9 protein-coding genes are annotated in these 15,230 nt (G+C 65.7%); 4 read left to right on the top strand and 5 right to left on the bottom strand.

Annotated elements, in window-relative coordinates; genetic code table 11:
- Positions 1-235, bottom strand: a 235-nt coding sequence (locus ACIBK0_RS50730; protein ID WP_399096990.1) for a hypothetical protein, incomplete at its 3' end; no start/stop codon positions are given.
- Positions 236-740: 505 nt separating this feature from the next.
- Between ACIBK0_RS50730 and ACIBK0_RS50725 the strand changes: the two genes are divergently transcribed.
- The 4 genes from ACIBK0_RS50725 to ACIBK0_RS50710 all read left to right on the top strand — a co-directional run bounded on the left by ACIBK0_RS50725 (position 741) and on the right by ACIBK0_RS50710 (position 11,748).
- Positions 741-4,166, top strand: coding sequence for a LamG domain-containing protein (locus ACIBK0_RS50725; RefSeq protein WP_399096987.1), 3,426 nt, complete (start codon positions 741-743; stop codon positions 4,164-4,166).
- Positions 4,167-4,308: 142 nt separating this feature from the next.
- The gene (locus ACIBK0_RS50720) at positions 4,309-10,761 is read left to right on the top strand and encodes a DddA-like double-stranded DNA deaminase toxin (RefSeq protein ID WP_399096984.1); all 6,453 of its coding nucleotides are present in this window, start codon (positions 4,309-4,311) and stop codon (positions 10,759-10,761) included.
- Complete coding sequence (locus tag ACIBK0_RS50715; protein WP_399096981.1) at positions 10,758-11,270, top strand: Imm1 family immunity protein; 513 nt, start codon at positions 10,758-10,760, stop codon at positions 11,268-11,270. The genes ACIBK0_RS50720 and ACIBK0_RS50715 overlap by 4 nt, the downstream gene beginning before the upstream one ends.
- Before the next feature lie 283 nt (positions 11,271-11,553).
- Positions 11,554-11,748 carry a TetR/AcrR family transcriptional regulator gene (locus ACIBK0_RS50710; protein WP_399096994.1) on the top strand — a complete coding sequence of 65 codons (195 nt, stop codon included), beginning with the start codon at positions 11,554-11,556 and terminating at the stop codon, positions 11,746-11,748.
- Here ACIBK0_RS50710 and ACIBK0_RS50705 read toward each other — a convergent pair.
- The 4 genes from ACIBK0_RS50705 to ACIBK0_RS50690 form a co-directional block, all read right to left on the bottom strand.
- Entirely contained in the window at positions 11,720-13,333 is a 1,614-nt protein-coding gene (locus ACIBK0_RS50705) for a serine/threonine protein kinase (RefSeq protein WP_399096978.1), read from the bottom strand. The genes ACIBK0_RS50710 and ACIBK0_RS50705 overlap by 29 nt on opposite strands.
- A 406-nt stretch (positions 13,334-13,739) precedes the next feature.
- On the bottom strand, positions 13,740-13,949 hold the full coding sequence (locus ACIBK0_RS50700) for an integrase core domain-containing protein (protein ID WP_399096975.1): 210 nt from the start codon (positions 13,947-13,949) through the stop codon (positions 13,740-13,742).
- A gap of 22 nt (positions 13,950-13,971) precedes the next feature.
- Positions 13,972-14,646, bottom strand: coding sequence for a transposase (locus ACIBK0_RS50695; RefSeq protein ID WP_399096972.1), 675 nt, complete (start codon positions 14,644-14,646; stop codon positions 13,972-13,974).
- Complete coding sequence (locus ACIBK0_RS50690) at positions 14,643-15,041, bottom strand: transposase (protein WP_399096969.1); 399 nt, start codon at positions 15,039-15,041, stop codon at positions 14,643-14,645. Before ACIBK0_RS50690 ends, ACIBK0_RS50695 begins: the two co-directional genes overlap by 4 nt.
- Positions 15,042-15,230: the final 189 nt, after the last annotated feature.

Raw genomic sequence — 15,230 nt, 5'->3', positions numbered from 1 at the left:
AGTCCACCACCCTGCGCGTACCGCATACCACCGACCTACCGCAGGGATCACCACACGTCACCACCCCCGACAACAACCCGAAGAGATCAGTAGGAGGATTCGACATGGGGAATTGCGTGATGCTCAAACCGCACCCAGTGGGGAAGGACTTGGTCGTCGACGCTGCTTGAAGGCCGAGGTAGTGGTCCTCGTGCTCGGCCAGCAGGCGTCCGTAGGACAGGTCAGTTTTCGTCACGCTCGTCGTCTTCCTGCTCGGTGCTTTTCGGGCAGGTCAGGGCGCATGTGACACAGATCATGTGAGCTGCGTCACGACTCGTTGACGGTGGAAAGTGACGGCACGTTAACTCAGCGCGTCCTGTGGGAATCTTGTGAGTGGAGTGGACGCCGTGAAGTTGATGCGGGGGGCCGTGGCGCCCATGTGGTGGGCACGAAGATCTCGTGGCGTGCTTCTAGGGGGTGTGGTCGCGTCGTTGGTCTGGTCAGCGCTGCCTGTTCTGCCGGTGGCGACGGCTGCGTCGGCGAGTGCCGCAGACGCCGAGACGGGCGTGGTGGACGAGTCGACCGCGCTAGCCCAGGCGCAGGCGTCCGGTGAGCCGGTGGAGGTGACGGGAGATCGCACGGAGTACTCGACCACGCGAGCCAACCCCGACGGTTCCTTTACGCTCACGCAGTCGACCACGCCGCAGCGTGTGAAGCGTGAGGACGGCAGTTGGGGTTCCGTCGATGCCACGCTGGAGCGAATGCCTGACGGACGAATCGCCCCCAAGGGCACGGTTGTTGACCTGTCTTTCTCCGGGGGCGGTTCGGGCTCGGACATGCTTCGCCTGGCCAAGGACGACCGGTCGATCGCCCTGGGGTGGGCCAATTCATTGCCTGAGCCGACGCTGGACGGTGCAACCGCCACATACGCCAACGTGTTCGACGGCGTGGACCTTCAACTGACCGCCACGGCCGAGGGCTACCGAGAAGTACTCGTCGTCAAGACACCTGAGGCGGCCCAGAACCCGGCGCTGGAGCAGGTCAAGCTCGCTGCCTCGGGCGAGGGGCTGACCGTCCAGCCGGGTGCCGGCGGCGGTCTGCGGGCGGTCGATGAGGACGGAAACGCGGTCTTCCGGGGCCCGGCGGGACAGATGTGGGACTCCGCCGGCGACCCCGAGACTGGCCCGCAAACCCAGCTTTTGACGGCCGATCCCGACGCGGCGGCAAATGGCGAACCCCAGGACGACCCCTCGCAGCCCGGCGAGGGTGACGCGAGTGCGATGCTGCCGGTCAAGGTGGATGACGGCACCGTAGCCGTGCACCCCGACCTGGAGTTGCTGCGCGGCGAGGACACGGTCTATCCGGTCTACATCGACCCGTCGATCGGGCTTGGCGCGTCGGAGCGCACGAAGATCTCCTCCGACGGGGACAAGTTCTGGATGTTCGACGGCGACAAGGGCGTCGGCAAGTGCGGCACCGCGGACGGCTATCCATGCGGCCCTGGCTATGTCGACCGCATGTACTTCGAGTTCGCGCCGACCAAACTGGCGGGCAAGTACGTCCTCGATGCCACCTTCCGGGCGCACGAGACCTGGTCGTTCAACTGTGATCCGCACTGGGTGGACCTGGAGCGGACCGACAACATCTCCGAGGGCACAAGCTGGCCCGGCCCCAAGGACCTCGACCAGATGGGCGACCGGTACGTGTCGGCGGGTCGCGGTGGGCTGTGCACCCCGGATCAGCCGGACCAGTGGGTCGAGTTCAACGACAATCCCGAGGAGGCGGACGAGAACCTGAAGAGCACCGTCCGCTCGTTCGCGGATGGCAAGATCAACCGTTTGACGCTGATGCTGCGTGCCAAGGACGAGTCGGACCCTCGTGCTTGGAAGCGGTTCGATGACAATGCCGAGCTGCAGGTCAACTTCGCCTACAAGCCCGGTGTGCCGACCGACGTCGGCCTGATCCCCGGCGACGGCTCCACCGCTTACTGCAAGAAGTCCTCGTCCGATCCGCTCATCGTCACCCGCAAGGATCCGATGGTGCAGGCCCGGGTCCAGACGCAGGTCGAGTCCCACAAGGGTAGCGAGGAAGGCTCTTTGCAGGCTGAGTACGTCGTGGAGCGCGGTGACGACGACCCCTGGCACCAGGTGTGGACCGGGCACATGCCGGATACCGGCTGGCACTCCGACGGCATTCTGGAGAAGCTGCGCACCAGCGACCGCGCCGACGGAGGCTTGTACCGCTACAAAGCACGCACTCAGTCGCACTGGTCCTACAGCGGCAAAACCGGTGATCTGTGGTCGTCCTACAGCTCGTGGTGCTACTTCAAGATTGACTCATCAGCGCCGAAGGAACCACGGATCACCGCTGGCTCCCCGTACACCGAGTGCACCGCCAACCTGTGCGAGGGCAAGGGGGGCCCGGGTGTGCCCGGAAGCTTCACCTTCCAGCCCAACACCGCGGACATCGACAGCTCCGGCCACACCGATGTGACGAGCTATGAGTGGAAGCTGCTGTCCACTCCCGCCAAATCGGTCAGCGGCAGCACCAAGGTCACGGTCTCAAACGTGACGCCGCCGCTCTCGGGCACCCAGGTGCTGTCGGTGAGGGCCAAGGACGTCTACAACCGGTGGGGCGCCTATCAGGAGTTCAGTTTCAAGGTGGCGCCCGCCGAAGGGGCGGTGGGGCGCTGGCACCTCAACGACGGTGCGCCCGGCTCCGGCGTGATGACGGCCAAGGACACTGCAACGGCGGGCACCCGGCACGACGCAACGCTGGTCGGGGCTGAGGGAACCGGCTGGTCGACCCGTGCCCGGCGCGGCGATGCGGACTACTCGCTTCGCCTGAACGACGACACCACGGATCCCGCACAGCAGACCGGGTACGCCGCAACATCCACTCCCGCAGTCAACACGCAGGACTCGTTCACCGTCTCCGCCTGGGTGCAGCTGTCCAATGCCTCGGCCAACCGGGTCGTGCTGTCGCAGCCGGGTGCGAATGGCAGCTCTTTTGCCCTGTACTACTCAGCCTCCTACCGCAAATGGGTTTTTAACCGGACGGACAAGGACCTGGCCAGCCCGGTCTACATCCGCTCGCTCGCGGACAGCGAGAACCCGGCACTCAATGTGTGGACGCATCTGACGGGCGTGTTCAAGACGGAGGGTGACGACAACATTCCGGACTCCGATGCGACGAATGACACCATCCAGCTGTTCGTGAACGGCCGGCCCCAGGGCCAGCCGGTGGTCCTTTCCAAGGCCGCGCCCACGTACACGCCGTGGGCCGCCACCGGTGGCCTGCAGTTTGGCCGCTCCAAGGCGGGCGGCCAGTACGGCGACTACCACTTCGGTCTGCTGGACGAGGCGGCCGTATGGCAGCGCGCCCTGCAGCCGGCTGAGGTAGCTGACGAGGCCAGCCTCCTCCAGGACGGTGTGCCGGCCAACGAACTGGTTGCTCAGTGGGACGCCACGTCCGCCAAGGGGACCGAGATCCCCGAGAACACGGCCTACCCGCTGTCGGCGATGAAACTGTCCGGCACCGGCGCCACGCTGAACGAGGAAGACAACGCCCTGTTCCTGGACGGGACGGCAGGCTATGCCGCTGCCACAGGTCCGGTGATCGACGAGAGCGGGTCGTTCACCGTGTCGGCGAGTGTCCGGCTCGATTCGGAGGCGCTCAAGACCAAGCCCGTCGGCTACCAAGCCCAGGTTGCCGCGCAGCGCCTGGGCGGGGAATCCTCCTGGGCTCTGTGGGTGGTCAAGCCCGCAGACGACACCTACCAGTGGAAGTTCACACGGACTGCTGTGGGCCCTGACGGGAAGGTCACCCAGAGCGCAGAAGTGCCGGCCGCGGATGTGGCAGCGACTGACACGTGGGTGCAGGTCACGGGCACCTTCGACGCTCAGGAGTCCTGGGAGTGGACGGATCCGTCCGATGGCTCCAAGACCGAAATCCGCTACGGCAAGCTCCACTTGTACGTCGGCGAGTACGACCAGCCGTCCGAGGGCGGGGCGGGCTTCACCACCCCACAGCAGGGCAGCGGCGACCTGAGTCTCGGACGCGGAACCGCAGCCGGCAGCACGGCCCACTATCTGCTCGGCGGTCTGCAGGACCTGAGGATCTGGACCGGGGCCATGACCGCCGACCAAGTCCGCTCGCAGGTCCTGGCCACCCCCGACAACATCTGACGCCCAGTCATCGCTGCCTGGCGGCCCGCTCTGTGAGCGTGGCCGCCCGACAGCGATGGCGGACGCGCTTTCCCCCTTTCCATCCTTCTCAACGGCACGCGCCTGGCCGGACGTTGCCTGGCGCCGCGTAGGAAGCAGTCACATGAACCCTTTCGGCATACGCTGGCCCGGTTCGGGCCGTGGGGGCGGGACCAGAAGACGCTGGTCCCGTCACATCGCCGCCGCTACTGGTCTCGCCCTGATCCCAGGCCTTCTCACCCCCGTCGCGTTCGCTGCGGACGCCGACCCACTGGGCAAACCCGGGTTGAAGGCTCCGCGCTCCGCCAAGGTCAGCCCGTTCACCGCCAAGGTGAACAAGAAGGCTGCCGCCACGGTGAAGAAGTCCGCCGCGGCGGACCGGGCCGCTGCCGCCCGGGCCCGTCATGACCAGCAGCAACGGACCATCTGGCCCAAGGCAGGCAGTGCGTCCCTGAAGGTTCCGGCGAAGGGCACGGCCAAGGCGGCCCCCGGCTCCTTGCCGGTCTCGGTCGCCGCGCTGGGCAAGGGCAAGGCGCCGAAGTCCGTCACTGTTCAGGTCCTGGACCAGAAGACGGCCGCCAAGCTCGGCGTCAAGGGTGTGGTCCTGAAGGCCATCGGCCCAACAGGGGGCGGGAAGACCCGTCTTGGCGTCGACTACTCGGCCTTCGCCTCCGCCTACGGTGGTGACTGGGCGGGCCGTCTGCGGCTGTTCCAGCTGCCGGCCTGTTCCCTGGCCGATCCCGCCAAGGCGAAGTGCCGCACCCGCGAGGAACTCGACTCGGCCAACGACCGGGCCAAGGATCGCATCTCGGCTCCGCTGAGCCTGGCGTCCAGCGGAGCCCCGATGATGCTGGCGCTGGCGGCCGGCACGAAGTCCGGCGCGGGTGACTACAAGGCGACGCCGCTGGCGGCCTCCTCGACCTGGGAGGCGGGCGGTTCGTCCGGTTCGTTCTCGTGGTCGTATCCGCTGGGTGTGCCGTCGGCGGCGGCAGGTTTTCGGCCGGACATGTCGATCTCGTACGACTCCGGCGCCATCGACGGACAGACGGCAAACTCGAATAACCAAGGCAGCCAGATCGGCACGGGCTTCGACCTGACCTCGTCCTACATCGAGCGCAAGTACGGCTCGTGCGATGACGACGGCCAGACGGACAAGTTCGACCTGTGCTGGAAGTACGACAACGCCTCGCTGGTGCTCAATGGCCAGGCCAGCGAGCTGGTCAAGGACGACACCACGGGTACGTGGCGCCTGAAGAACGACGACGCCTCCACCGTCACCCGCTCCACGGGCGCCGAGAACGGTGACGACAACGGTGAGTACTGGACGGTCCTCACCGGCGACGGCACCAAGTACGTCTTCGGTCTGAACAAGCTCGACGGCGCGGGCGCCGACGACCGCACCGACTCGGTGTGGACGGTGCCGGTCTTCGGTGACGATGAGGGCGAGCCCGGCTACGCCGACGGCAGCTCCTTCTCCGGCCGGGACAAGAAGCAGGCATGGCGGTGGAACCTTGACTACGTCGAGGACACCCACGGCAACGCCATGTCGTACTGGTACACGGCCGAGCACAACAACTACGACAAGCTCGGCGACGACACCACGGGCACCGACTACACGCGTGGCGGCTATCTGAAGGAGATCCGCTACGGCCAGCGTGCTGGCGCCCTCTTCTCCGGATCACCCGCCGCGTCCGACAAGGTCGTCCTGTCCTATGCCGAACGTTGCCTGGCCTCCGGGACGGGCTGCGATTCGCTGACTGAGGACAGCAGGGACAACTGGCCGGATGTGCCGTTCGACGCCATTTGCAAGGACGACGACAAGTGCACGGGCAACACCAGCCCGACGTTCTTCACGCGTAAGCGCCTGACCGACATCACGACCTACGCCTGGAACGCGGCAGCTGCAACCCCCGCGTTCCAGGCCGTGGACAGCTGGGCACTCAAGCAGCTCTACCTCGACCCGGGCGACACCGGTGACTCCACCGACCAGTCCCTATGGCTCGACGAGATTCAGCACACTGGCAAGCGCGGCACCGACCTCGCCCTCGACCCGGTTAAGTTCACCCATGAGTTCCGGCCGAACCGCGTCGACGGCGCGTCCGACGACATCCTGCCGCTGAACAAGCCGCGCCTGAAGACGGTCACTTCGGAGACCGGTGCGCAGACCATCGTCACCTACTTGGACGCCGACTGCACCGCAGGCACCACCAAGCCCAAGCTGGACGAGAACACCAAGCGCTGCTACCCGGTGTACTGGTCACCCAACGGCGAGAAGGACCCGGTCCTCGACTGGTTCCAGAAGTACCCGGTCAGCTCGGTGTCCACGACGGACCCGCGCGGCGGCTCCGAAGCCGTGCAGCACAGCTACCAGTACTCCGGTGGCGGTGCCTGGCACTACAACGACGACCCCATGACTCCTGGCAAGGAGCGCACATGGTCCCTCTGGCGTGGATACGAGAAGGTCACGCACCTCGTCGGCATATCGACGGGTACCCAGAGTAAGACGTCCGTTGTATACCTGCGCGGCATGAACGGCGACCGGGTCCTGGGCTCGGACGGCAAGACCCCGGATGCGGACGCTCGTAAGACGGCGAAGGTCTCCGGCATCAAGGCTGGCGAGATCACCGACTCAGACCAGTACGCAGGCTTCACCCGCGAAACGGTCACCTACAACGGCGACACCGAGGTCTCCGGCACGATCAACGACCCGTGGTCGCAGAAGACGGCCACCCAACACAAGTCATACGCCGACATCGAGGCCTACTACGTCCGTACAGGCGCCAGCCACACGCGCACCAACGTCACCAGCGGCATTGCCCCCCAGGACCGAGTCCGCACCACTGCGACGACGTACGACTCCTACGGAATGGCGTCCAAGCTTGAAGACCTCGGTGATGACGCCGTCGCCGGCGACGAAAAGTGCACGCGCAACACCTACGCGCGCAATGACGCATTGGGTATCAACTCGCTGATCTCCCGCGTCCGAGTAGTGGCCGCGCCGTGTGCGACCCTGAACGCAGACCTGGACCTCCCGACCGAGTCGACGCGGTCCGGCGACGTCATCTCGGACACAGCGTTCGCATACGACTCGAAGACTTACACGAGCACCCAGACCCCGACCAAGGGCGAGGTCCAATGGACCGGCCGGGTGAAGAGCTACGCCACTGACGGCACCCCGAGCTGGCAAAAGGTCTCCACCACCGACTACGACACCCTGGGCCGTCCCACGGTGATCAAGGACACCAACGACCTGAAAGTCTCCGCCACCACGTACGTGCCGGGAACAACAGGCCCGCTCACCTCGACCGTGGTCGCCGACGCCAAGGCGTACGAGACCACGACCAAATTCGACTTCGGCACAGGCGCAGCGCTGAAGGTGACCGACCCCAACGGCAAGATCACCGAATCCGAGTACGACAGCCTCGGCCGCCTCACCAAGGCGTGGCTTCCCAACCGCTCCAAGGTCCTCGGCAAGACCCCGAACTATATCTACGACTACAACGTCACCAGCTCCGCCATGTCCTGGGTGTCCACCAGCACTCTCAAAGGCGACGGCTCCGGCTACAACACCAGCTACACCTTCTACGACTCGCTGCTGCGCACCCGGCAAACTCAGTCCCCGACCCCGCAGGGCGGCCGGCTCATCTCTCTGAACCTCTACGACACACGAGGTCTAACGGTCAGTCAGCAGTCTGACATTTGGGACAGCACATCGTCTCCTGCCGCAACGCCCGTGGAGACCTCCGAAGGCCAGGCGCCCATCCAGACGGACACCACGTACGACGGCGCAGGTCGCCCGATCAAGGCGGCGACGAAGGTTCACGGTGTCACTCGCTGGACGACCGACGCCACCTACACCGGTGACACCGTTGCGACCACCGCGCCAGCAGGCGGCCAGGCAACCGTTGTGGTCACCAACGCGCTGGGCCAGACGACCCAGCGGCGAGAGTACGCCGGTCCGACGCCGACCGGCGCGAACTACACCACGACCGACTATGCATACACGCCGGGAGGCCAGCAGAAGACGATCACCGGCCCGGACCAGACCAAGTGGTCGTACACCTACGACCTGTTCGGCCGCCAGGTCACCGCTACCGATCCCGACAAGGGAAAGAGCGCCACAGAGTACGACGCCCTCGATCGGGCCGTCAGCATCACTCCCAACGACGACCAGTCCAAAAAACTGCTGTACGAGTACGACGTCCTCAGCCGTAAGACGGGCATGTGGCAGGTCGACAAGAGTGACGCCAACAAGCTCGTGGCCTGGGGCTTCGACTCACTGGCCAAAGGCCAGCAGGACACCGCTGTGCGCTACGACGGCGGCGTGGCCGGCAAGGCGTACACAGACAAGGTCACGTCGTACGACGCGCTGTACCACGTGACCGGAAGCCAGTTGATCCTGCCCGACGGCGATCCGCTGGTGACCGCGGGTGTGCCCAAGACGCTGTCGTTCACCACCGGCTTCAACGTCGACGGCACCATCAGTCAGTCAAGCGCACCGGCGGTGGCCGGGCTCGCGGCCGAGACCGTCTCCTACACCTACGACGCCCTCGGGCAGCAGCTCACCTCCAAGGGCACCACCGGCTACCTCCAGGGCGCCGCATTCTCCCCACAGGGGGATCTGCGCCAGCTCACGCTGGGCATGGACGGCACCAGCTCAGCGAAGAAGGCGTACCTCAACTGGGACTACGAGGAGGGCACCCGCCGTCTGACCCGCTCCTTCGTCACCGATGATGTGCACGGCTACATGCCTCAGGAGCTGAAGTTCACTCAGGACGACGCGGGCAACGTCACGTCGATCTTCGACGCCACCACCCAGGGCGGCACGACGAAGGCCGACTACCAGTGCTTCGCCTACGACGGCCACCGCCGCATGACCGAGGCCTGGACCCCGAAGACCGCAGACTGCGCGACCTCTGGCCGCACGGTGTCCAACCTCGACGGAGCGGCCCCTTACTGGACGTCGTATACGTACACCGCCAGCGGCCAGCGCAAGACCGAGACGCAGCACGCCTCCTCGGGCGACAGGGCCACAACGTACACCTATGACGACCCGGCGGACAGCAAGCCGCACACGCTGGACAAGACGACGGGTGCGCGAGCCGGCACCTACAGCTATGACAGCTCGGGCAACACGACATCGCGCCCTGGCCCGATGGCCCAGCAGACATTGGCCTGGAACACCGAGGGCAGGCTGTCCAAGCTCACGGAGAGCACGAAGGAGACGACCTACCTCTACGACGCGAGCGGCGACTTGCTGACCCGCAGGGCCAAGGGGGACGGCGACACGATCCTCTACCTGGGCGGAGGCACCGAGGTCCGCCTGACGGTCAAGGGGACGACAAAGACACTGTCGGGCACGCGGTACTACGCGGCCAACGGCCAGACCATCGCCGTCCGTACCGCGGTTTCGGGGACCTCGGGCACGAAGCTCAGCTTCCTGGCCGCCGACCACCACGGCACGTCGAGCATCGCGCTGGACGCGAGCACATACGCGGTCACCAAGCGCTACAGCACGCCCTTCGGCGCCACCCGCGGCACAAAGGCCACCACTTGGCCCGACGACAAGGCCTTCCTGGGCAAGCCAGCCGACGACGCAACTGGCCTGACCCACGTCGGAGCCCGTGAATACGACCCGACCATCGGCCAGTTCATCAGCGTCGACCCCCTCCTGACCGTCGACCAGCATCAGTCGCTCAACGGGTACGCCTACGCGAATAACACTCCGGCCACCGCCAGCGACCCCTCGGGGGAGGGCGCCTGCCTGGAAGGTGGGCCATGCGGCGGCACGAAGTCCATCGAGGAGATCGAGAAGAAGCGCAAGAAGGCGCATCCGGAGGATTATGACGGGATCGATAACGTCACAGGGCAGCCCATCAACGGGAAGAACGGGTACAGCTACTACGACGCGACGTCGTCAGATCCCTACATCATCATCAATGGCCAGAAACCCGTCCAGCCGCTAAAGGGTTGGGACAAGAAGACGCAGTCTTCAAATTTCCTAGACTCTTTGCTCTCCGGGAAATTCGGAGATTCATTCACTGAGCTATTGTCAGAACTGTCGCATCCCTGTGCGCCTGAGTTCTCCTGCGCAATTATGCCAATTGCCGAAGGTCCGCTGGGGCGAGGACCCGGCGTCCCGAAGGGAGTTCCAGGGGAAGAGGGACTTGGTGGTGCCTTGTCTCAGGCAACCACTGACCTGGCGGGCAAGCGCCAAACCACCGGGAGGATGTTCGACGAGAATGGTAATGTGCTCCATGAGGACATCACCAGCGGATCTTCAGCCCTACAGAAGAGAGTCCATGAAATTCTCGATGACTCTCCAAATGTTCGCCCTCTGACGCACAAGAACCAGAAGTTCTATTCGGAGGACCATGTCGAGACGCAGTTTGCGGCATGGATGCGTGACAATAACGTCACCAACGCCCACGTCTACATCAACAATGACTACGTATGCGGCGGAGCGCACGGCTGCCAGTTGGCCGTGAAAGCCATCCTTCCGCGCGGATCAACCATGACGGTGCACTATCCTGGCATGAGTAAGCCGCGCGTGCTGACTGGAGTGGGGCAAAAGTGATCCTGAATGTCGTTTTTCGGGGCGACTATCTATACGCCGAAGGCGAGTCGGAGATGTCTGCACTCATCGGGAACATCATGGACGATCTCCGGTGGGAAAGAACCGACCTGGACTGGATTAGCGCCGGCGACGACGCTATATTCAGTCTTGCTGACGGGCGCCACACCAACGATACATTCGACTGGTGGCCGGACAACTACCTTCACGTCGCGGCTAACGCGTCTACAGGGTACGGAGGCCTGATCTGGTACGTCAGTGCCGAGCGTGCCGAGAGTGCCGAAGACGACATCTCAGAAGACACTTGGGTCTCGGATAATCCAAACCCGCCCCACTTTGACCCCCGCGTCGTCGCCGATCCCGGCTTTCCGAGGTTTCACGATCCCCGGAGCACTATCCCGATTCCGCTAGTGCGAAAGGCTCTTGAGGAGTTTTGCAGGGTCGGAACAGGCGACCGTCCAAAGTGCGTTCAGTGGGCTCGTAGTGACACCCATGGAGTGCGGCTCGACTAAACAAATTCGCCCCCGTGTTGTGTTGGGACGAGCGACGGAACATGAGGCGAGTAAGAACAGGTGGGGATGTCCCGCGCCACATTGTGGCGCGGGACATCCCCATGTCGTGGGGTGCGCTGTCGCTGCGGCGGGGGGTAGTTGGTGTGTGGGGTGGTGTGTGAGCTGCTGTGTTGGTGGTTGTCTGGGAATCGGATTTGGTGGGGGTGTGGCTGCTGTGAGCTGGGGTTGAACGGATCCTGCAGGCGGCGCGACACGCCTTCGCCGCAGAGGGCATCGGCGGCCACTGGATAAGATCGCCCGCCGGGCCGGGGTCGGCCCGGGCACGGTCCACCGCCATTTCCCGACCAAGGAGACGCTGTTCGAGGCAGTCGTCGTGGACCACCTTGAGCCGTGCCGTACGGGTTGCCACGGCCTCCTCAATGCTGTCGTGGCTGCGGCCGGGGTGGGGGTTATACGCGGCAGCTGTCGATGTGCGTGACTTCGCGGAAGTCGGTGATGGTGGGGCTGGCCATGGATTCGCGGTAGACGACGGCGGCGCGGCCGTAGGGCCAGGCGGTGTCGTTATTGAAGTCCTGTTGTGCTTCTGAGCAGCTGCCGAACATCAGGCCGCGGACGATGTCGGTCCAGTTGGTGTCGTCGCGGTAGTCCTGCCCTTCGGGGTAGATCCCGGGGCCGAAGGTGACGAACATGGTCTGCGCTTGGGGGTTGAAGGTCACGGTCACGGTGTCGTCCATGTACTGCTGTCCCTGAAGTACGGGGGCTGCGTCTTTGATCAGGCGCTGGGCGGCCGTCTTCTCGGCTGGTGTGGCCGGCACCCGGGCGTCGGCCCATTCGTCGACGGTGGGCTGGACGCTGTCGTTGCGTGTGTAGGCCGGGGAAGGGGCTACTGCGCGTTGCGGGCCTTGCGAGGCGGCCGGCGCTGCGGGAGCAGGCGAAGTGGGTCTGTGGGGCTGGGAGGTGGACTCCTGCACCGCAGTCGCGGTGGCGGCTACGGTCTGGCTGCTCGGTGCGGGGGCCTGGCCTTGGGCTGCCTTTGAGGACTGGGAGGCGGCGAGGGCGCCGCCGAGGCTGCCGAGGACGGCAGCTGCTGCGGCGACTGCCAGATACAGCCGTGTCCGGCTGCTGCGATGGCTTGGGGCAGGCCAGGCGGGATCGTCGGCAGGCGCCAGATCCCAGTGCAGGCTGATCAGGTCGGATATCAGCGTGGGCTGCTGGCTGGCGGGGGAGATGACGGCTGTTGCTTGAGCGGCGAGCAACTCCGTGCAGTCACGCGCGAGTTCGGTGGCAGTCGGCCGGTCGGACAGCTCTTTGGCCATCGCCCGCTCTACCAGGCCTCGCAGATCGACCGGCATGCCGTCGAGGTCGGGTTCGGCTGATATGACGCGGAAGGCTACGGCGTCAGCAGCGCCGCTGCCGAAGGGGAGGCGGCCGGTCGTGGCGTAGGCGACGAGGGCTCCCCAAGCGAACACGTCTCCTTCCGGGCCGACGGCGCCGGTGCGGTAGTGCTCGGGGCTGATCCAGCCCGGGGTGCCGGTCATCACGCCGGTGCGGGTGACGGACGTGCCGTCCAGGGCGTGGGCGATGCCGAAGTCCAGTACCTGCGGCCCGGAGGAGGCCAGGATGACGTTTTGCGGTTTCACGTCCCGGTGGACGATGCCCGCTTCGTGGACCGCGGTGAGTGCGGCCGCGGTACCGGCGGCCAACGCGTACAGCTGGGCCCCGGCCAGGGGCCCGCAGGCTGTCACATGCTGGTCGAGGGTGAGGCCGGGGACGAAGGGCGTGGCAAGCCACGGGGTGGGCGCGTTGGTGTCGGCGTCGTGGACCGGGACCAGGCAGGGGCCCGTGACCCGCTGGGAGAGCTGTACTTCTCGCCGGAAGCGGGCGCGGAACTCATCGTCTGCGGCCTGTGCGGGATGTACGACCTTGACGGCCCTTCGCTTTCCCGCGGCATCGAGCGCGGCGTACACCGTGCCCATGCCACCGGATCCGAGCCGTCCCACGACGCGATAGGGACCTACACGGGGCGGATCACCCTGCTGCACCGGTTGGATGCGGCTGGACACAACGGCTCTCCCTGGTGATCAACGGCATACATCAGCCGAAGCGACGATCAATGCTATCGGCCGTACGCCGGCGAGCGGCTTCATCGCGTGTGCCTCCGGCGACGGTACGTCGCACCGCATTCATCGCAGCCACCCCGCCGCCGCGACTCCCGGTGGAGGCATCCTGCAGGACACTGTCCCCGGGACTCACCTATTGCTCAGGAGGACAATCGTCCGGCTGAAGCCTCATGGAGCTTTTTGCCGCGTAGGCAACCACCTGTCACGCGCAGGTGATGCGCCCTGCTGAGGCCGCGTGGTGCGCATCGGCGTTACGCAGCCGGCGTACTGCCCCGGGATGTGCACGCAGCAATGGTGACGGTCGCCGTAGTGAGGTGCCCCGAGTTTCGTAGAGTCCGGTGATCTTGTTTCAGGCGGACTGCGTGGTGCGTTCCCGGCTTCGCCAGAAGTCGCGTTCGTACTCGGCGGGCGGTACGTAGTCGAGCGCGGAGTGGAGGCGTTCTTCGTTGTACCACGTGACCCACTGGAAGATCGCCCGCTCGACCTGGTCGAAGCCGGTCCAGGGCCCTTGCATCTCGATCAGCTCGGCCTTGAAGGTGCCGTTCAGTGCCTCGGCCATCGCGTTGACGCTCCTATAGTTGTCAACTCGCCGCAGAGGCTTTCCGTGGGGCCGGCCGAAGCAGGTGGTAGACCTCGCGGATGACGTAGCGCTTGAGGCATCTGATGATCTCGCGTTTCGTCTTGCCCTCGGTGGTGCGGCGGGCGACGTAGTCGATCGTGGGCTGGTGGAACCGCATTCGGACGATGACGGTTCTGTAGATCGCGGCGTTCAGCTGGCGGTGGCCACCGTGGTTGATGCGATGTCTGCCGCCGGTCATGCCGGAGCCGGTGGGCACGGGAGCGATGCCCGCGAGCTTGGCGAGGGCGGCCTCAGACTTGATCCGCTCGGGGTTGTCGCCGGTCACGACGAGGATCTCCGCGGCCGTGTCCACCCCGATTCCGAAGGACTCGAGCAGTTGCGGGGCGACCCGCTGGACCAGGTCGCCGATAATTTTCGTCAGTTCCTTGGCCTCGGCGTCCAAGTACTGCCACCGCTTGGCGAGCGCCCGCAGGGTGTACCGAAGGGCGTCCTCGGGTCCTTCCAGAGGGCGAGGACGCAGAGCTGCCAGCTGCCGCGCCAGGCTGATCTGTGTCTTACCGGCAGTCTCCCGACGCAGGGCGTCCGAGGCGTGGACGAGTATCGCCTTGATGGTGACCATCGCCGCCGCACGCTGTTCAACGGCCTGGTCATGGGCGATCTTGAGCTGGCGGATCATCTCGGCCTCGCCGTCGGCGTCTTCGGCGTGGCCGTCGCGAACCCGGCCAGCACGGCGCGGGCGGCGTTCTCGGCGTCCAGGGTGTCGGACTTGCCGTTCATGCGCCGCAGCCGCCGGTCCGGGCGTCCGGCCTCGACCACCTTGTGACCGGCCCTGCGCAGGAAGGAGGTCAACGTGGCGCCATAGGAGCCGGTGCCCTCGATCCCGAAGGCCAGAACGTTACCGAACGAGTCTGCCCAGTCCGCCAGTTGCTGGAAGCCGCCGGTGTCGGTAGGAATCGTGAGGGTGGCCAGGATTCCGCCGATTGTGTCCATCACCGCTGCGACGTGGACGTGCTTGTGCGTGTCGACGCCGATCACGACGTGCCCGGACCTGGGTTGCTCGCTGGTCTGCACGGAGTTCCTTCCGGTCGGTAGCGTGGGTTCACGCTGTCGCCGGCCGGACGGACAGGACTGTCACGGGGACGCTTTGGCGAGTCGGCTCCAGGCTCCTGACTTGTTCAATCGAGCCCAGACGCACGGTCTGCAGCCGTAGCGTCCAGGGTGCCGGTCGGCACGGGCCCGTAGGCTCCTTGCCGCCCCTGG

The sequence above is a fragment of the Streptomyces sp. NPDC050564 genome, assembly GCF_044457265.1.
In the GTDB taxonomy this organism is placed as follows: domain Bacteria; phylum Actinomycetota; class Actinomycetes; order Streptomycetales; family Streptomycetaceae; genus Streptomyces.
This window is presented reverse-complemented; position numbering and strand designations above follow the sequence as displayed.

Excerpts from the sequence above, each read along its gene's own strand:
- ACIBK0_RS50695 (WP_399096972.1), bottom strand. The coding sequence starts at position 14,646 with ATGATCCGCCAGCTCAAGATCGCCCATGACCAGGCCGTTGAACAGCGT.
- ACIBK0_RS50720 (WP_399096984.1), top strand. The coding sequence starts at position 4,309 with ATGAACCCTTTCGGCATACGCTGGCCCGGTTCGGGCCGTGGGGGCGGG.
- ACIBK0_RS50700 (WP_399096975.1), bottom strand. The coding sequence starts at position 13,949 with ATGGCCGAGGCACTGAACGGCACCTTCAAGGCCGAGCTGATCGAGATG.
- ACIBK0_RS50725 (WP_399096987.1), top strand. The coding sequence starts at position 741 with ATGCCTGACGGACGAATCGCCCCCAAGGGCACGGTTGTTGACCTGTCT.